Here is a 19,608-nt window from a genome sequence, read left to right on the forward strand (position 1 = left end):
AATTAAAGAATGTGTTTTTGAGCGTGGTAAGAAGAACGTACTAAAGCGCCACTTTCAACGTGACGGAAGCCTAATTCTTTTCCGATTTGCTCGTATTTTGCAAATTGTTCGGGGGTGATGAATTCCTTCACAGGCAAATGTTTTTTACTTGGTTGAAGGTATTGCCCAATAGTCACAATATCTACATGGGCTTCGCGAAGGTCTTTCATCGTTTGGATGACTTCTTCTTCAGTTTCGCCTAATCCTAGCATGATACCCGATTTTGTGCGACGAATTCCGCTGTCTTTTAAGTATTTTAAAACCGCTAAACTTCTGTCGTATTTTGCTTGAATACGGACTTCACGGGTTAAACGACGAACGGTTTCCATATTGTGGGAAACTACTTCTGGGTTGGCTTCTACAATTCGATCGATAATTCTTTCAACCCCTTGAAAATCGGGAATTAAGGTTTCAAGTGTGGTTTCTGGATTCATTCTTCTTATGGCTTTCACTGTTTCCAACCAGATAATAGAACCCATATCTCTCAAATCATCACGATCGACACTGGTAATCACCGCATGTTTAATCTTCATGATTTTAATCGAACGCGCTACTTTTTCAGGTTCGTCCCATTCTACATCTTCCGGACGGCCTGTTTTTACGCCACAAAAACCACAAGAACGCGTACATACATTGCCTAAAATCATAAACGTTGCAGTGCCTTCTCCCCAGCATTCACCCATGTTCGGGCAACTACCGGAGGTACAGATGGTGTTTAGTTTGTATTTGTCAACCAATCCTCGCAATTCGGTATATTTTTCACCAATGGGTAATTTTACTTTTAACCATTTGGGTTTGCCTACGGGTAATATATTTGATTGTGATGCCGTTTCCATAAAATCGTTTTTGCCATGCAAAGATAAGGAATGTAGTTTATTCGTTGATTTGTTTATTTGTTATATTTAACAAAAAAAGCCATTCAAATTTATTAGAAATGAATGGCTTCTGAGTTTTGATGTTTGGCCTTAGTTTGTTTTCACTACAATTGGTAAGGTATATTGAGTTCTCACAGGCTCTCCTTTGTAAATTCCTGGTTCCCATTTGGTCTTGATTGATTTTAAAACGCGAATGGCTTCTTTGTCTAATCCAAAACCTGGACTTCTTGGTACTGTTATATTTGATAAACTTCCGTCTTTTTCAACCACGAAAAGTACAATTACTTTTACCGTTTTTTCTTCTTCCATTTCTGGGGCTACGAATTTATTGCCTACAATTCTTAAAAAAGCATCGATTCCGCCGGGGAAAGATGGATTTTTTTCTACCATTGAAGTGTTTACAATAGTTTCTCCATTTCCAGTTTTAGGCGTTTCTTTAACAGGTTCGATTGTTGTTCCTGTATTACTTCCAGTGGTGCTTCCATTAGCAGCCAATGGGTTTTCACTGGTGTTTTTACCTAAATTTTCATTTTTAGTTATTTCAGTCGGAGTAGCTTCTTCTGGTTTTACTACAGTGATATTTTGCAAATCTTTTGTTTTAGGTGTTTTCAACACTTCGGCTTTTTTGATTTGCTTTTCAATTTCTTTCTGTTTTTCTTTTTCTGGAAAATGAACAAGGCTAACCTTAACTTCATCTAAAACGGTTGGTTGAACCGGTAATGCTTTTTCACCAAACGAACTTAAAATAAAAGGAATTGTTGCCAATCCAGTTAGTAATGCTAGGGCACTAAAAAAGGCTTTTAGCGTTGTTTTTCCTTCTTCTTGACGAAATTGGTAAGCTCCGTACTCTTTGTTTTTTCCTTCAAAAACGAGTTCTAACCACTCATTTTTGTTAATGTTTAATTTTGACATAATAATTTTGGTTTATAATTAATAATCTTTTATTGGTATGATTATTACTATGAAAAAACTATGCCAAAATTTCCCTACTACTGAATATTTCGTAAAATATTTCTTAAAAATATAATTATTCGGTAAAATCTAAATCGCGATTATGCGTTTCTGAAATGGTTGTGGTAGCGTAAATACCTAATACAAAAGCAATTAGTCCTATAATTGTAGCCGATGTGATTACAGATTGACTCTTTTTAAAAAAATCAAAACCAAGTAACATTAAAGGTAAAAGTCCACGAACCATATTCGGAATGGTCGTGGTAGCGGTACTTCTCACATTTGTTCCAAATTGTTCGGAGGCCACAGTCACAAACATTGCCCAATAACCCGTTCCTAATCCGAGCCAAGCACAATAGAAATAATAGGTATTTTCCGTCATTTTTCCACTATATAACATTAGTACAATACCAACAATAGTGAATAACATCATGTATAAAATCGCTTTTTTACGAGAATGTAATGCGTGGGAGATAAATCCGCTGGCAAAATCCCCAATGGAAATTCCTACATAGGCCCACATGATTGCTTTTCCAGGGACAACAGATGAAATGCCTAATTCGGGAGCAAATTGATTGGCCATAACCGCTAAAATTCCAATACAAAACCATGTTGGCAAACCAATACAGATGCACTTTATATAGCGTACAAATCGGTTCCAATTGGTAAAAAACGAAAAAAAGTTTCCTTTCGAAATGTATTCAGTATGTTCGATATCTTTATAAATACCCGATTCTACAACTCCTACACGTAAAAATAGTAAGAGCAAACCTAAAATTCCACCGATAAAGTAAGCGGTAGTCCAATTTCCGGATAATTCAACCGTAAGATTTGCTACTACAGCCCCAAACAATCCAAAGCCAGCCACGATAGAAGTTCCGATGGCGCGAAGTTGTTTGGGTAATGATTCGGAAACTAAAGTAATTCCGGCACCTAATTCGCCTGCTAAACCAATACCTGCAATGAATCGTAAAATAGCATAGGTCATGGTTTTGTCTTCAAAGGGCAATTGAGGTAAAAAACCACAAGCTATATTGGCTAACGAATACACAATTATAGAACCAAAAAGTACTGAAAGTCTTCCTTTTTTATCTCCTAAAATGCCCCAAAGAATACCGCCTAAAAGCAAACCAATCATTTGGTAGTTCATGATAATAGTGCCTGAAATATCAGGGTTTAAACCCAAATCTTTTAAACTGGGTACCCGTACAATTCCGAATAAAAGGAGGTCGTAAATGTCTACAAAATAGCCTAGAGAAGCGACAATAACTGGTAAAGAAAAAAGATGTTTTAGTTTTTCTTGGTTAGAGAATTCTTGCATTTGTTTTGGTTTTTGCCAAAGATAGAAGTTTTTACAAGAAGGGAAAAGGGAAAAGAGAAAAGGAAATTTAACTCGTACTTTTTTAGCTTTTTAGCTTTTCGAAATTATTTCTGCCAATAGTTTTTTAGCGCGAAGCAATTTGATTTTTACGTTGTTGAGTGGTTCGTTAAGATCTTCAGCGATTTCTTGGTAACTCATTTCTTGAAAATAACGCATTTGAATAACTTCCTGATACGCCGGTTTGAGTTGCTTGATGAATTGCAACAAGCGATTTAAGTTTTGCTCGGTAATGATTTGGTCTTCTGCAGAGGGAGAATCGTCGGCAATACCATAAGCGATATCGTCTTCTTCGTCAGTAATATCAATGAAAAGGGAAGATTTTTTCTTACGCAATAAATCGATATGCACATTTTTGGCAATAGCAATTAGCCATGTGTTGAACTGGAATTCAGGATTATAGGCAGCGATTTTATCAAATGCTTTGGAAAATGTTTCGATGGTAATATCTTCTGCATCAGTTTCATTTTCGGTGCGTTGTAGCATAAAACCGTAAACTTCATTCCAATAGTGGTCTAACAAAAAAGTGAATGCCACTTGATCGCCTTGTTTGGCTTTATCGATATACTGTTTTATTTCCAAGTAACTGGTTTTGAGAAAATGTTTCTAAAAAACACATTTAATTGTGTGAAGATAAGAATTATTTCTAGAACTGGATACCAATACATTACGTCTTTTTCTTCTAATTTTCCTGCCGAAAATCCTAAAGAAATCCAAGCGGTTAAATAACGAAAAGCAATTAAACTCAACACAATTATCCATTGGTATCGGAAGGCTAAAAGTGTAATTGGTGTCACAAAAAACAGAAACTGTGAAAGGTAAAATAAAGCCAGCTGACTTCGGTCGAATGCTTTATAATGTTTTGCGGTAGAAGCATGGCGACGTTTTTGCATAAACCACTCTCCGAAGCTTGTTTTGGGAGCCGAATAGGTAAATCCGTCAGTGTTCCAAGCTATGGTTGTGTTTTCACCTCTAGCCGCTTCGTTGATGAATAAATCATCATCACCCGAACGAATTTTCATATGATTAATGAATCCGTTATTTTTGAAGAACTCGTCTTTTTTATAAGCTAAATTTCTACCTACACCCATGTAAGGTTTGCCTAATTTTGCCCAAGAAAAATATTGCGTAGCGGTTAAAAGGGTTTCAAAACGGATTAATTTGTTTAAGAAACCAGGTTCTTTTTCGTAAGCACCATATCCTAAAACGATGGTTTTATGTAAGGTGAAGTGCGACGACATTTCGGCAATCCAATTTTCAGAATTTGGGAAACAATCGGCATCGGTAAGTAATAGATATTCTTTAGTAGCTGCTTTAATTCCAAGGGTTAAGGCGAATTTTTTATTCCCCCAAAAAGTCTCGTTATTGTCAACTTTAACCAATTTAATGTTGGAGTAAATTTTTTGAAAATCTTCGACTAAAAAACGAGTATCGTCGGAAGAAGCATCATCAATAATTACAATTTCAAAACTTGGGTAATTTTGATCGATTAATAGCGGAATTAATTTTTTTAGATTTTCCTCTTCGTTTTTGGCACAAACTAAAACCGAAATAGGAATGTGTTTGACTTTATTTTCTTCTGGTTTTGCAAAAGAAAATTTACCAAAAATAAATAAGTAATAGATTACTTGAATGGTAACTACTGCAATGAAAAAATAAAATAAAATAAGTAAAAATTGCTCCATAAACGCTTCTGAAATTCTGGTGCAAATGTAGTAAAAAAGTATTCAGTTTGCAGTATTCAGGAATTAGAATTTTATCTATTTTTTCGCATTTCAATAGCTATTTGTTGATCACTATTGTCGTTTGATTTTTCAAGCTGATTGATAATATTTTTATAGTTTTTGTCATCTCGATTTTGAGATAATTTTTTCTTGGCCTGAATGTCCGTAATTTCAATTTCAAAGGCTAAAATACCACGAGCTTGACGCATTGTTTTTTCAGATAAATCTTCCACTCGAATGGGATTCTGTTGTGGTTTTTCGTATTTATCGACTAGTTTTTTGAGTGATGCAACGGTTTCATCATAATCTAAAAGGCGTACTTTTCCATAAACGTGAACTGCTATATAGTTCCAAGAGGGTACATTTTCATGGTCGTACCAAGAAGAGGAAATATAGGTATGTGGTCCAGTGAAAATAGCTAAAATTTCATCACCATTTTGCAAACTTTGAGCTTGTGGATTTTCCCGAGAAATATGACCACTTAAAATTGGTTTATCCGCTTCCAAAAATAGGGGTGTATGGGTTCCCCAAAGTTTGCCATCGGTTTGATTAATCAAAATAGCAAAACCATTCTCGTGCAAAAATTGCTCGATTTCGTGTTGGTTTTCGTTTTTATAGAGGTCAGGGATATACATTTTGATTAGCTATTTAAAACTATATAATATTCACTTCTGCCTCAATTGGAATTCCGAATTTTTCGAGAATCGTTTTCTGAATTTCTTTCGATAAGCTCACAATTTCTTGTCCAGTCGCATTGCCATAATTGACTAAAACCAAGGCCTGATTTTTGTGTACTCCTGCGTCACCACGACGCATTCCTTTAAAGCCTGCTTGTTCGATAAGCCAACCGGCTGGAACTTTAACTTCGGTTTCAGAAACATCATAATGTTTCATTTCTGGGTGTTGTGCTTTGGCCTTATTGAATAATTCTCTCGAAACGATTGGATTTTTGAAGAAACTACCGCTGTTTCCTAATTCTTTCGGATCAGGTAATTTACTTTGACGAATCGCAATTACCGCATTACTTACTTCTTTTATCGTTGGGTTTGTAATGTGATGCTTTTCTAATTCTTTTTGAATATCACCGTAACCTGTATTGATTTTATGATTTTTCTTTGTGAGTTTAAATACCACCGAAGTAATGATGTATTGGTCTTTTACTTCTTGTTTGAAAATACTTTCACGATAGCCAAATTTACACTCATCTTTGGTGAACGTTTTCATTTCTTGAGTGGTAATTTTCATAGCATCGCAGGAAACGAAGGTGTCTTTAATTTCGGCGCCATACGCTCCAATATTTTGAACCGGTGTGGTACCAACATTCCCAGGAATGAGAGACATGTTTTCCAATCCGCCATAATTGTTTTCGATATTCCAAAGGACAAATTCATGCCAATTTTCGCCGGCTTGACTTTCTACCCAAACATAATCGTCGTCTTCTTTGATAACTTTTTTTCCTTTTAAATCGATGTGAATCACTAGTGCTTCAATGTCTTGCGTCAAAAGCATATTGCTTCCGCCACCCAAAATAAATTTAGTTTCGTTGGCGTGTTTTAGCAATATTTCTTGCAATTCTGCTACCGAATGAACGGCTGCGAATTGTTTGGCTTTGGCATCAATACCAAAAGTGTTGTATTTTTTTAAAGAGAAGTTATTTTGGATATTCATAAAATCGTATTTACGCACAAAAATAATTAAACAAACTTAGTAAAGTAGTTTTTTTGCCATTTATGTAGCATAAATAAAGGCATAACATACGGAATGATTTGTTTGTTTCCTTTTCTAATTTCGGAAACTAATTTTTGCGCATTTATATTTTGTAAAAATGGTAAATTAAAGATGTCACTTTTAGCGAAATACTCTAGTTCTTCGATAAATTTTGGGTGTTCTAAAAAGTAATTACCCCAAGGAGTGCTCAATCCAACTTTTTTAAAATTAACGATGTCGGCCGGCAATTTATTTTCCATGGTGGCTTTAAGGATGTGTTTTCCTTTTTTTCCAGTAAAGAACCAATCGTCACTTAAAGTGCCTAATCCTGCAATTAGTCGTTGATCTAAAAAAGGTTCTCTACATTCAATGGAAGCACCCATGGTACATCTGTCATTACGATCTAGTAAGGAGCACATGTAGGTATGTTGGTCAAAATAAAGTGCTTGTCTTCTTAAATTATTTGGATAAAGCTCTTCTGCTTCTTTTAAGATTTCATAGCGATACTCGTTGTAGGGTTTGTGGGTGTTTTGATAGAAAGTATTAACGTCTTTTGGATAATTACTGGTTCCATTATAAATCACTAAATCACTTTCATTTTTAATTTTAGAATAGCGTAACAATTTATTGTAACGTGGATTTTTTAATGCAAAATCAAAATGAGATAACTGTGAAATTACTTTTAAAAGATTTGGTCTTTGTAAGGCTTTGTAGCGCACATATCCACCCATAAGTTCATCGGCCCCTTCGCCGGAAAGTAATACTTTGACTTTGTCTTTGGCTACTTTTGAGATGGCTAATAAATGCGGCTCATTTAGGTGCATAATGGGCTCATCATTTATAAAAGATATTTCTCTTAAATCGGCATATAATCCTTCGTTTTCTAACCGAATAGAATTGAAATGATAGTCGTATTCTTCTGTAATTTGTTTGGCTAAATAGGATTCGTTATGTTCTTTTTCAGAAAAACCAATATTGAAGGTTTGAATGTCTTTATAGTTTTGATGGTACAAAGAAGATAAAATTGAACAAGAATCTAATCCACCACTTAATAAAATACCAACCGGAACATCGCTAACCATTCGCAAGCGAACCGATTCGAAGAAGGTTTCTTCGAACCATTTTTTTGGATCTATGATTGAGGAATGATTTTGAATTTCTTCTTTTAAATTCCACCATTTATGACTTTTTATTTTTCCGTTTTCTTCAATTGTCATGTGATGCCCCGGTAGAATTTTTTTAATATTTTCATACAGGGTGTTTTCTCCAGCAACAAAGCGATTAAAAAAGTATTCTTCAATTCCGTCATCATTTAATTTTAGCGGAACCCCAGCCGTAAAAAGTGCTTTTTGTTCGGATGCAAAGTATAAAGTATTTTTATGAAAACTATAGTATAGAGGTTTGACACCCATTCGGTCTCGACACAAAACAAGTTTACGTTCTAATGTATCCCAAATGGCGAAGGCAAACATGCCATTCAGCCTTTTTAACATTTCAAGTCCGTACATTTGGTACAAACAAAGTAAAACTTCAGTGTCGGAACCCGATTTTAAATGAAATCCATAGTTTTTAATTTCTGGATAAAAATCTTTGTAGTTATAGATTTCGCCATTAAAAACAATGCTGTAGCGACCATTTTCAGATTGAAAAGGTTGATGTCCAGCGCTACTTGTGTCTATGATTGACAAACGGCGATGACCAAGACCAAGATTTTGGTCAATAAAAATGCCAGCATCATCGGGACCACGATGCACTAGAGAATCTCTCATTTTTAGTAACTGGTTTTCATCTATCGTTGCTTTCGTTAGATGAAAAATTCCGTTTATTCCACACATATGGCAAGTAGTTTTTAGTCGATAAGTTCGTGGTATTTGTCTGCAATAATTTTCATATTTATTGCATAATTAGCATTTTCTTCAATAAATTTTCGGTTAGCTTTTACAGCACTTTTTATTAGTATATCATTTTGAGAAGCCCAAATTATTTCTTCTGCAAGTTTTTTGTAATGTTCAGAGGTTACTAGAATTCCGTTTTCACGATTACTAATCCAACTTTTATTTCCAGGTAAATTAGTTACAATTGGGTAACAGCCACAAGCCATGGCTTCAAATAATGAAGCGGAAACTCCTTCGGTTGTAGGCATACTGATGTAAAAATTTGATTCTTGAAGTAAAAGAGGTAAATCGGTATTTTTGATTCGACCAGTGAAAACTACTTCGTTTTCAATATTTAATTTTTTAGCTAAATTTTTCAGTGAATCTAATAATATTCCATCCCCAACTATGGTTAGCTTAAAAGGTAAATTGTTTTGTTTTAGTATGGAAAAGGCTTTTAAGATCACATCGTGTTTGTATTCCGGTAGGAGTGAACGGGTGACAATGGCATTGATAAATTGCGTGTCTTTGACTTCCTCAAATTGAAAAAAATCGAGATTGATTCCTTTGGGAAGTACCAGCACTTTATTCATATCTACATTGGAATTTTTCATATGTGTTGCCATCACAGGTCCCCAAGCGTGAATTAAATCGGCTTTTCTAAAGGCAATCCGCTGTAGTATCTTTTTAAAAATATATAAAGGAGAATTTTCGGGCCATAAGTCGGTAATGCCTTGTTGTGCGATGGCTATAGGTTGAATTCCTGATAGTGCTGCTAAGAAACCGTAACTAGTTGTTCTTTCGGCAATTACCATGTCGGGATTGAATTTTTTGGCAATTTTTTTTATGGTGACAAACGTCTTTGCTAATTCAAAAATTCTTTTCAATCGGTTTATGCCATTACTGTTGGTTTTTAGTTCCCAAGAAACAATTTCAAAATCTCCAAATTGCTTTAACCCTTCAATCCAGGTAATAGCATCGGCTCTATAGGTTTCGCCAAGAAAGAGTATTCTTTTTTTTTGCATTTTATTCTTCGGTTTCTAAAGCGCGTGTCAGGAAATTATTAAAAGGTTTTATTAGGATTAACTTTTCTGCTATTTTTTTTGAAAAATCTTTGTCCGTAAAAAATTTGTCCTCAATTTTTTGAGAAACAGTAAAACTTTTCAACTTTAAAAATTCAATGGCAGGGTGATTGGGGTCGTATCCTTTTGGAGCCGTTTTTAAAATTTGACCTTCTTCAAAAGTAATGTTGTTAAAAGTCGATTTAAAGTTTTTATTGCTTACAATTTCTTCTAAATCTTCATAGAAAAAAGCAATTTCTTTGCGAATTTTTTTCAAGTCCTCAGCTTCAGGACACCAAACACCACCAGCAATAAATGAATTTCCCTTTTCAAAATGGATGTAATAACCAGGACTATTTTTACGCAGTTTATTTGTCGTTAACCACACACCAATATTGGTTTTATACGGTGATTTGTCTTTGGAAAAACGAATATCACGATTGATGCGAAATGTGCAGTTTTTGACTTCTAAAGGTTCTAGAGAAGTATCCAACGGTTTCATGGCTTCTAAAATTGAAGCAATAAAACTATGATAGTCTTTTTTATAACTTTCATAGCGTTTTTTATTAGCATGCATCCATTCGGTAGCGTTGTTTTTACCTAAATCGGATATAAATTGAATGGCTTCTGAAGTAAGCATATTACAATTTGCTTTTTAGTGCTTCTTCCGTAATGAATCCAAGGCTACTCCATTTTTCTTTTCCGTTTTCGTATAACTTTAAAGTAGGTAAACCTTCAATGTGAAGTTGTTGTGCTAATTGTTGGTTTTTATCGACATCAATTTTTACAATAGTAATTTTGCCTTTGTATTCTTCTTTCATTTTAGCCAAATAAGGTGCCATTTTTTTACACGGTCCACACCATTCTGCATAGAAATCGATTAGTATTTTTTTGTCGGAGTTGATTAATTTTTGAAAATCAGCAGCAGTCATTCCACCAGCGTTTACAGGGTTTCCGAAACCTTCTGCATTCCATTTGGTAATTCCTCCCGATAAGTTGTAGACTTCCTTAAAACCCAAATCACTCATTTTTTGAGCCGCTTTGGCACTTCTTCCACCTCCCAAACAATATACATATACAGGTTTGTTTTTATCTAAATTGTTGATTTGAGAATCAAAGTCACTACCATTAATATCAATGTTTACAGCATTTCCAATATGTTGACTAGCATATTCTTGCGATGTTCTTACATCAATTAAATAGATGTCGTTATTGGTGATTTTTTCTGAAAAAACCTTTGGCTCAATGTTTTGGTTTATTTTATTAGTTTGTCCTTTGCAACTGTTGAATAGTAGTGAGGTTACACATACTAGACTTAAAACTAGATTTTTCATTGGGATAATTTTTTAGGCTAAAGTACTAATTATGGATTAAATAGTTTATACAATTTTAGAAGTTTAACTACTGGTTTTCTTTGTTAGTACTTTGACTATTTTGGAATATAATTCTTCTTCATGAATTGGTTTTATCAGTAACTCATCCGTAAACTCTGGATTTGCTTCCGTGTTGTTGATGTAATTGTTTCCAGTAATAGCAATTATAGGAACTTGTTGATTGATGTTGCTTGTCGTTTTTATTTCCTTGGCTAATGTTAATCCCGAATCGGTGGAAATGTTTAAATCGGTTATAATGATATCGACTTTATTTTGTGCCAAATAGTTTTTGATGTCTTGAACCGTGTTAAAATCGAGTAAAGTAAAATGTACTTTGTCCATTAATTTTTTCATGATAGAAAGAATAAAAAGGTCGTCATCTACTAGTGCTACCTTAATGTTTTGATCTTTATATTGACTTATTAGTTGTTTTTTTGCTGAATGTATATTTACGTTGGGTTGGTCTAAAAGCAGGTGAAATAATACTTCTGTACCTTCATTTTTTTGGCTTTTAACTTCTATAGTTCCTTGGTGTAAGGTTACAATTTCCTTGCATAAATTTAAGCCCAATCCAATGCCCAAACTTACTTTACTGGAAGAATGGTGACTTTGATAATACTTGTCAAAAATATGTTTTAGATCTTCTGGTGGAATGCCTATTCCGGTATCTTTTATGCTTATTTCTAATTTTAATTTAGCGTTTTCCTCCGTTAAATTTGCGCTAATGGTAACACTTCCTTTTTCGGTAAATTTAAGCGCGTTTCCGATAATGTTATAAAAAATCTGATGGATTTTAGTACTGTCAGCCCAAACCAGTCTGTCTAATTTAGGGTTAATATTAGCTATCAAGTCTATTTTTTTGGTTTCGCTTAAAGGTTTTAAAGAATCAATTATAGCATCAATTTCTGCTTTTAAATTAAACATAGAAGGGTATAAAATCAATTCGCTATTTTCTCTTTTAAAAAAATCTAAAATTTGATTTACTGTAATTTGAAGTGATTTAGAAGTAAAATGTAAGGTATTGGTGTATTGTTTTAATGTCTGGTCATTATTTCGTTTTTTAATTTCGCTGGTTACAGTTGATAGGATTGAAAGTGGTGCTCGCATTTCATGACTTAACATGCCTATAATTCTGTTTTTAAAATCTAGATCTTTTTCTGTTTGAAGTTTAGCCATATTTATTTTTTCTTCATTCTGCATCGCATTGTAGGTGTAGTATAGCAATAAGATTGTGAAAAATGAAGTAGCTAGTAATAAGTAGAAAATAAAATCGTTTTGACGTTTATTGACGTCAAAATAAGTGCGTACGACATTTTGATATTTTGTGTTTTCAATTTCTTGTGCACTTTGAGAATATAATTTTATTAAATCTTGACTCTTATTTAAAATACGTTTGTTGATCGATAATAAATCTTCCCCTTTTAATTTTAAATTAACATACACATTTTTAATTTTATTTAAATCATAATGGGAAGTGTTATCGGTATCATTAAGATCATATTTAAATGGACTTTCTAGGCTTTTTTGTTTGTTTGCTTTTTCATAAGTGATGACGTAAAAAATTTTCAAGATTTCTTTTTCAGATTCTTTTTTGTTGGATATTGCATCAGATAATCTTCCAAACACGCCTTTTTTCTTTGCTTTTTCATAAGTTCTTATCGTGTCTATTCGTACTGATTTTAGAACATTAGTAGCATCGTAATTTTTAAATTGCAGGGAGTTTTTTGAAATTAATTTAGCACTTTGATGCCCAAGAATAATCAGTGAGTCTAATTGTTTTTTTAAAGTAACAACATCTCCTTCTGTTCTTTTCTTAGAAGAAATGATTTCCTTAAAATCTGCTTTTTTATTGTTTAACAAATACAAACTATCAAGATAGATTGTCATTTTTTGAATTCCTTTTTGGTAAGCTTGGAAAGAATTTGCACTATTGCTATTTAAGTAATCTTCAAAGTTGGATTGTGCTTCAAAATAATATTTATTGGCTTCGTTAGAAAAAAATAATGCCTTATTGGGTTGGTTCAGATTTTCAAAAGCAGTTGTAATATCGTTTTGATTAGTATGATTGGTTTTCCAAAAGTAGAACAATAAAATTTGAATAATTATTAAAACAACAAACAAAGTCAAGTGTGTCTGTTTTCTTTTTTTGTAAGAGAACGGCATAAGATACTTCAGGTAATTTTATTAATTCGTTAGGAATTAAGGTTCTACATTTTTTTGAAGTAATATTAGTACAAAAAATGAACCAAAATTAAATTTTAGGATAAAAAAAATATAAATTTAACAAGAAAGTACGTGTAAATGATTTTCAGGCGATTACAAATTAAATATTTTATAACTCTGATGGGTTTGTTTGACGATCGTCTCAGTTCGCTCTGGATGCGTGTCGGAAATAAATAATTGACCAAAATCGTCATTATTTACCATCGAAACAATTTGGCTAACACGTGTTTCATCTAATTTATCAAAAATATCATCAAAAAGCAGTATAGGTTTTTCACCGCTTTGCTTTTTTACAAATTCAAATTGCGCCAATTTTAACGCTATTAAAAAAGATTTTTGTTGGCCTTGGGAACCAAATTTTTTAATGGGGAAGCCATCAATAGTAAACGTTAAGTCGTCTTTGTGAATACCAACACTGGTATATTGTAATGCACGGTCTCTATTGATGTTTCCTTTCAAAAGGGAAAGTAAATTGCTATGGCCTAACTGACTTTCATATTCCAAATGCACATTTTCTTCCGAATTGGAAATAAGTTTATAAAATTTGTCAAAAATCGGAATGAAATCATTTAGAAATTGCTTTCTTTTTTGATAAATAGTGGATCCAAAATTGGCTAATTGTTCGTCGTATATTTCTAAAGTGGTCGTTTCAAAAACGCGGTTGAGAGCAAAATATTTCAACAATGCATTGCGTTGCGCTACAATTTTTTGGTACTGAATCAATTCATTTAAATACAAATGATCCAACTGTGACAAAACGGTATCGATAAATTTACGTCGAATGTCACTGCCTTCTCGAATTAAGTCGGCATCAGTGGGTGATATGATTACTAAGGGAATAAAGCCTAAATGATCTGAAAATTTCTCATATAATTTCCCGTTTCGTTTTAGGATTTTTTTTTGTCCTTTTTTTAAGCTACAAACAATTTGCTCGGTGCGATTTTGTTTTTCAAATGCACCATCTACAACAAAGAAGTCTTCGTTGTGTTTGATATTTTGAACCGAAAGGGTATTGAAATAGCTTTTCCCAAAGGCCAAATGGTATATGGCATCGAGCACATTGGTCTTTCCAATTCCGTTTTTACCGACAAAACAATTTATTTTATGCTCAAATTCGAAACTTGCTTCTTCGAAGTTCTTAAAATTGAATAATGAAAGTTTTTTTAAGTGCATAAAATACTGACGGTTGCGGGTTTACAACGATTGTTGTTAAAGTGGTCGCAAATTATTAAAAATATAACGAAAACTTGTTTTGTTTTTCAATAAAAATTTTATTTTTGCACCTCATTAAATTAATAATAAATGGCAACTTATAATAAAAGAGGATATAAATCTCCAAAACCAGAAGCTGAAAAGACAGAAAATTTAGACAATGTAGCTGATTTAGAGCAAAATGTTTCCATTGAAGAAAAAGACAGTACTACAGCCTCTGTTTTTAATACGTTAGATGAAACTGCGAACAAAACAGAAGAGTTTATCGCAAAAAATCAAAACATTATTCTTTCAGTTTTAGGAGGAATTGCTCTTGTAGTTGTAGGTTACTTAATGTATAATAAATTTGTGTCTGGTCCTGCAGAAGATGAAGCGGCTAGTGATATGTTCCAAGCACAGAAATATTTTCAACAAGCGGTTGACGCTCCTCAAGCGAACGATTCACTATACAATTTAGCATTAAATGGTGGAGAAGGAAAACAAGGATTTGTGGATATCGCCAAAAACCACAGTGGTTCAGATGCTGGAAACCTTGCTAATTATTATGCTGGAATGGCGTTTTTGAATACAAAACAATTCCAAAAAGCAATTGATTACTTAGGAAAATTCAAAACGGAAGATCCATTTACAAATGCCTTAGCAATTGGTGCTATTGGTGATGCAAAATCAGAATTAAAAAAATCGGACGAAGCTTTAGAATACTATGTAAAAGCGTCTGAAAGTCATGCAAATGAATTAACGACGCCTCGTTTCTTATTAAAAGCAGGTCAATTAGCCTTTACTTTAGGTAAAAAAGCTGATGCTTTGAAATATTTTACTGAAATTAAAGAAAAATACGAAGACGCTCCTGAAGCTCAAAATATTGATGCTTTAATCGGAATGGCGCAATAAATTTAGGATTTTAGATTTTAGATTTTAGAATTCTAAAATCTGATTTCTACTATCTGCAATCTTATAGTAAGATGGCTACAGAAAATAAAAACTTATCGAATTACGATAAAAACACAATCCCAAACGCGAAAGATTTTCGGTTTGGGATTGTTGTTTCAGAATGGAACGACAATGTAACGGAAGGGCTTTATAAAGGCGCTTTTGATGCATTGGTAGATTGTGGAGCAAAACCCGAAAATATCATTCGCACAAGTGTTCCTGGAAGCTTTGAGCTGATTTATGGGGCTAATCAAATGCATAAATCATATAAATTTGATGCGATTATCGTTATAGGCTGCGTCATTAAAGGTGAAACGATGCATTTCGAATTTGTATGTGATGGTGTTACACAAGGCATTAAAGATTTGAATATTAAATACGATATTCCAACAATTTTTTGTGTGTTGACTGATAATACCATGCAACAATCGATTGATAGAAGTGGTGGTTTACATGGAAATAAAGGAGTTGAAGCAGCGATAGCAGCTATTAAAATGATAGATTTCAAAAAAAATAATAGTAAGTATTTTTCCGAATAGTTTCAATTCAAAGAAATTTTTAAAAATATCTGAAAATCCATTCATTACATTTGAATGGATTTTTTTATCAATAATTAAGATTTCTTTGGCTATTAAAACCCATTCCTTTTACTTAAATTTGCCAATATGTGTTGGATAATGACAACTCATAATTCATAACTTATAATTTTCAATGTCAAGCATCATACAATTACTTCCTGATCATGTGGCCAATCAGATTGCAGCTGGAGAAGTGGTTCAACGACCGGCTTCGGTGGTCAAAGAATTACTCGAAAACGCCATTGATGCAGGTGCGACCGATATCAAGCTAATTTGTAAAGATGCTGGAAAAACATTAATTCAAGTCATTGATAATGGCAAAGGGATGAGTGTGACCGATGCACGCCTGTGTTTTGAGCGTCACGCCACTTCCAAAATTCGCAAAGCCGAAGATTTATTTGATTTACATACTAAAGGATTTCGTGGGGAAGCCTTGGCATCTATTGCGGCGATTGCGCACGTTGAACTTAAAACCAAACAAGAGCAAGAAGAATTAGGAAGTCATATTGTTATTGAAGGCAGTAAGTTTGTTTCACAAGAGCCTGCGGTATTACCCAAAGGCACTTCCTTTTCAGTCAAAAATTTGTTTTTTAATATTCCGGCGCGTCGTAATTTCTTGAAATCCGATGTGGTCGAATTGCGACATATCATAGATGATTTTCAACGCGTGGCTTTGGCACATGCCAATATTCATTTTACGCTTTATCACAACGGAAGCGAAGTGTTCAATTTACCACAATCGAATTTACGACAACGTATCGTTAATATTTTTGCAGGGAAAACCAATGAAAAATTGGTGCCTATCAATGAAACGACCGATATTCTTTCCATTCAAGGATTTATTGGGAAACCCGAGTTCGCAAAAAAGAATAGAGGGGAACAGTTTTTCTTTGTCAATGACCGATTTATAAAAAATGGTTATTTGCACCACGCAATTATGTCGGCCTATGAAGGCTTGTTAAAAGATGGAGCGCAACCGAGTTATTTCTTGTATCTTGATGTGCCACCACATACCATAGATATCAACATACATCCAACCAAAACTGAAATCAAGTTTGACGACGAGCATGCGTTGTATGCCATTTTACGTTCGGCAACCAAGCATAGTTTAGGACAATTTAATGTCGCTCCTGTGTTGGATTTTGATCGCGATGCCAATTTAGATACGCCGTACAGTTATCAAAATAAAGAAGCGGATTATCCAACGATTCAAGTAGACAGTACTTTTAATCCGTTTGCAGAAGAAAAAAAACAACCTGCTAGTTCGGGCAATTCATTCAGTTATAAAACCAAAACAACAGCTCCGTCGAGTTGGGATAGTTTGTATGTAGGGTTGAAAGATGCTTTTGAACCACAAGAAATGCAATTCGAATCGGAAGCGATTACAAGTTCGTTATTTGGTGAAAATGAAGTCGAAAAAGCGAAAACTGCCACCTATCAAATTCATAAAAAATACATTGTAAGTCCCATAAAATCGGGAATGTTAATCATTGACCAACAAAGGGCGCACCAGCGTATTTTGTACGAACAGTTTTTAAAAAATATAACGATACAGCACGCCAGCAGTCAACAATTATTGTTTCCGTTGACCTTATATTTCTCGGGGAATGAGTTGGCTTTGTTACAGGAATTGCGTTCTTCGCTTGAAAATACGGGGTTTGTTTTCGAAGACATTACCTCCGAATCCGTTCTAATTTCAGGTATGCCCGTAACGGTTTCCGAAAGTGAAGTTTCGATTGTTTTGGAACAGTTAATTTCCGATTTACAAGATGAAATTCCAGACAGTAGTTTTAGTCAAATGGACAGTATGGCCAAATCGATGGCGAAAAGTTTGGCGGTAAAAACAGGGACGTATCTGACCGAAACAGAGCAAGAAAATATAGTAAACAATCTTTTTGGTTGCAAAGAACAATCCGTTTCCCCTTTTAATAAACCGACTTTTATCACGTTGAGTGTAGAAGATTTAGATAAAAAATTTAGTATATGAGAGAGATAACGCCAGTAGTAAAACAATTACTGATTCTAAATGTTATATTTTTTGCTGGAAGTCATTTTGTGCCGATGGCTGAAAAATTATTTGCACTCTATTATTTTCAAAATCCAAGTTTTAAATTTTGGCAACCTTTGTCGCATATGTTTATGCATGGAAATCTAATGCATATTTTTTTCAACATGTTTGCCTTGTATTCATTTGGTTCAACACTAGAACATTTTTGGGGCGGTAAAAAGTTTTTGTTTTTTTATCTTTCTTGTGGATTGGGAGCTGCTTTGATTCATTCGGGAGTGAATTTTTATCATTTTCAAGAAGGAATCAATGCTTTGGTGGGTAGTGGAGAAAACAAATCGGAAATACTTAAAATTTTAGCTACTGGCCAGTATAATTTGAATTGGGAGCAAGTATTGTCTAAAACTGATTTTGAAAACTTTATAGGATCTTATGCTACTCCAGCGGTTGGTGCCTCCGGTGCAATTTATGGTTTACTAGTAGCGTTTGCATTTATGTTTCCTAATGCAGAATTGATGATGATGTTTATTCCGGTTCCTATTAAAGCCAAATATTTTGTTCCGTTTATTGTTGGAATGGATTTGTTTTCAGGGGTAACGGGATATTCTGTTTTTGGGGGTGGTATTGCTCATTTTGCTCACATTGGTGGGGCCTTAATTGGTTTTATCATGATGTGGTATTGGAAGAAAAATTCCTTTAATGATCGACGTTGGAATTAAGGTTTCAATGACATATCAATGGCAATATCAAAAAAATCAATTTCAAGAATCAGTAGCAATTGTTAGCCTAATGAATATTTTACAAGATTTAAAACAACAATATAAAATTGGCGATATCACCACCAAATTAATTTTTTGGAATGTCTTGTTATTTGCCCTTCCGAGTATTGTTTTTGGAATACTGAAATTATTTACCATTCAAATTGATTACTATCAATATGTTGGATTGTCAGATAGTTTTTCAGCACTTCTTACAAAACCTTGGACGATCATCAGTTATAATTTCTTTCACAGTGGTATCATCCATTTGGTGTTTAATATGTTGATGTTGCGCTTTGCGGGTCAAATTTTCAGCACTTATTTTACGCAGAAGCAATTGTTTTCGGTGTATGTGTTGGGAGGTGTTTTTGGTGGTATAGTGTATATTCTGAGTTATTTGTTTTTACCCATGTTAGCCAATCAAAGTGCTTTGCTTGTGGGTGCTTCGGCCTCTATTATGGCGATTGTTTTTGCTACGACTACCTATCAACCCTATATGAATTTGCGATTGGCCTTAATTGGAAATGTCCAACTTTGGCATATTGCTGTTGTTTTTTTGGTGTTGGATTTGATTCAATTGCCACTTGAAAATACTGGAGGTCATTTAGCACATCTTGGCGGAGCGTTTTTCGGATTTATATACATCAAGGCGTTGAGAGGTGGAATTGACCTAGGAAATGGTTTAAATGCTATTTTAGATAGGCTTGCGACTTTGTTTTCGCCAAGAAACGCAACACCGTTTAAAAAAGTGCATAAAAACACGCAAGGGAAATCCAATACAAAATCGGGTTCAAGGATCATTACTAAAGATAAAACCCAACAACAAATAGATGAAATTCTGGATAAAATTAGTCAATCAGGGTACGATAGTTTGACCAAAGAAGAAAAAGAGTTTCTATTTAAAGCAGGTAAATAGTTTT

At 33.9% G+C, this 19,608-nt stretch carries 18 protein-coding genes; 5 read left to right on the top strand and 13 right to left on the bottom strand.

Translation table 11 applies throughout. From position 1 onward, the window contains the following. Positions 1–2: 2 nt before the first annotated feature. The 13 genes from lipA to recF all read right to left on the bottom strand — a co-directional run bounded on the left by lipA (position 3) and on the right by recF (position 14,378). Positions 3–875, bottom strand: a complete 873-nt coding sequence (lipA, locus tag EQG63_RS08550; protein WP_129435959.1) for a lipoyl synthase — start codon at positions 873–875, stop codon at positions 3–5. A gap of 129 nt (positions 876–1,004) precedes the next feature. Then, entirely contained in the window at positions 1,005–1,826 is an 822-nt protein-coding gene (locus EQG63_RS08555; protein ID WP_129435960.1) for an energy transducer TonB, read from the bottom strand. A 115-nt stretch (positions 1,827–1,941) separates the two neighbouring features. Then, positions 1,942–3,186: an MFS transporter gene (locus EQG63_RS08560; protein WP_129435961.1), complete on the bottom strand. Its 1,245-nt coding sequence runs from the start codon at positions 3,184–3,186 to the stop codon at positions 1,942–1,944. Positions 3,187–3,276: 90 nt separating this feature from the next. Further along, positions 3,277–3,825 carry an RNA polymerase sigma factor gene (locus EQG63_RS08565; protein WP_129435962.1) on the bottom strand — a complete coding sequence of 183 codons (549 nt, stop codon included), beginning with the start codon at positions 3,823–3,825 and terminating at the stop codon, positions 3,277–3,279. Beyond that, on the bottom strand, positions 3,816–4,928 hold the full coding sequence (locus EQG63_RS08570) for a glycosyltransferase (protein WP_129435963.1): 1,113 nt from the start codon (positions 4,926–4,928) through the stop codon (positions 3,816–3,818). The genes EQG63_RS08565 and EQG63_RS08570 overlap by 10 nt, the downstream gene beginning before the upstream one ends. Before the next feature lie 71 nt (positions 4,929–4,999). After that, positions 5,000–5,602, bottom strand: coding sequence for an FMN-binding negative transcriptional regulator (locus EQG63_RS08575; protein WP_129435964.1), 603 nt, complete (start codon positions 5,600–5,602; stop codon positions 5,000–5,002). 19 nt (positions 5,603–5,621) lie between these two features. Continuing rightward, the gene (gene murB, locus EQG63_RS08580) at positions 5,622–6,635 is read right to left on the bottom strand and encodes a UDP-N-acetylmuramate dehydrogenase (protein ID WP_129435965.1); all 1,014 of its coding nucleotides are present in this window, start codon (positions 6,633–6,635) and stop codon (positions 5,622–5,624) included. A 26-nt stretch (positions 6,636–6,661) separates the two neighbouring features. Continuing rightward, positions 6,662–8,509 (bottom strand): asparagine synthase (glutamine-hydrolyzing), encoded by a 1,848-nt coding sequence (gene asnB / locus EQG63_RS08585; protein ID WP_129435966.1) that lies wholly within the window; start codon positions 8,507–8,509, stop codon positions 6,662–6,664. Positions 8,510–8,523: 14 nt separating this feature from the next. Continuing rightward, positions 8,524–9,573, bottom strand: coding sequence for a glycosyltransferase (locus EQG63_RS08590; RefSeq protein ID WP_129435967.1), 1,050 nt, complete (start codon positions 9,571–9,573; stop codon positions 8,524–8,526). Position 9,574: 1 nt separating this feature from the next. Beyond that, positions 9,575–10,249 (bottom strand): DUF2461 domain-containing protein, encoded by a 675-nt coding sequence (locus EQG63_RS08595; protein ID WP_129435968.1) that lies wholly within the window; start codon positions 10,247–10,249, stop codon positions 9,575–9,577. A 1-nt stretch (position 10,250) separates the two neighbouring features. Beyond that, the gene (gene trxA / locus EQG63_RS08600) at positions 10,251–10,943 is read right to left on the bottom strand and encodes a thioredoxin (RefSeq protein WP_129435969.1); all 693 of its coding nucleotides are present in this window, start codon (positions 10,941–10,943) and stop codon (positions 10,251–10,253) included. A gap of 63 nt (positions 10,944–11,006) precedes the next feature. Further along, positions 11,007–13,109 carry an ATP-binding response regulator gene (locus EQG63_RS08605; protein WP_164974489.1) on the bottom strand — a complete coding sequence of 701 codons (2,103 nt, stop codon included), beginning with the start codon at positions 13,107–13,109 and terminating at the stop codon, positions 11,007–11,009. 189 nt (positions 13,110–13,298) lie between these two features. Further along, on the bottom strand, positions 13,299–14,378 hold the full coding sequence (gene recF / locus EQG63_RS08610) for a DNA replication/repair protein RecF (RefSeq protein WP_129435971.1): 1,080 nt from the start codon (positions 14,376–14,378) through the stop codon (positions 13,299–13,301). A gap of 129 nt (positions 14,379–14,507) precedes the next feature. Between recF and EQG63_RS08615 the strand changes: the two genes are divergently transcribed. The 5 genes from EQG63_RS08615 (at position 14,508) to EQG63_RS08635 (ending at position 19,604) form a co-directional block, all read left to right on the top strand. After that, complete coding sequence (locus tag EQG63_RS08615; protein ID WP_129435972.1) at positions 14,508–15,308, top strand: tetratricopeptide repeat protein; 801 nt, start codon at positions 14,508–14,510, stop codon at positions 15,306–15,308. Positions 15,309–15,379: 71 nt separating this feature from the next. Continuing rightward, positions 15,380–15,886, top strand: a complete 507-nt coding sequence (gene ribH / locus EQG63_RS08620) for a 6,7-dimethyl-8-ribityllumazine synthase (RefSeq protein WP_129435973.1) — start codon at positions 15,380–15,382, stop codon at positions 15,884–15,886. Positions 15,887–16,058: 172 nt separating this feature from the next. Beyond that, positions 16,059–17,912 carry a DNA mismatch repair endonuclease MutL gene (mutL, locus tag EQG63_RS08625; protein WP_129435974.1) on the top strand — a complete coding sequence of 618 codons (1,854 nt, stop codon included), beginning with the start codon at positions 16,059–16,061 and terminating at the stop codon, positions 17,910–17,912. Beyond that, the gene (locus tag EQG63_RS08630; protein ID WP_129435975.1) at positions 17,909–18,649 is read left to right on the top strand and encodes a rhomboid family intramembrane serine protease; all 741 of its coding nucleotides are present in this window, start codon (positions 17,909–17,911) and stop codon (positions 18,647–18,649) included. Before mutL ends, EQG63_RS08630 begins: the two co-directional genes overlap by 4 nt. Further along, positions 18,630–19,604, top strand: coding sequence for a rhomboid family intramembrane serine protease (locus tag EQG63_RS08635; RefSeq protein WP_317125549.1), 975 nt, complete (start codon positions 18,630–18,632; stop codon positions 19,602–19,604). The genes EQG63_RS08630 and EQG63_RS08635 overlap by 20 nt, the downstream gene beginning before the upstream one ends. The last annotated feature ends 4 nt before the right edge of the window (positions 19,605–19,608 follow it).

It is taken from the genome of Flavobacterium amnicola, from assembly GCF_004122165.1.
Taxonomy (GTDB): Bacteria; Bacteroidota; Bacteroidia; order Flavobacteriales; family Flavobacteriaceae; genus Flavobacterium; species Flavobacterium amnicola.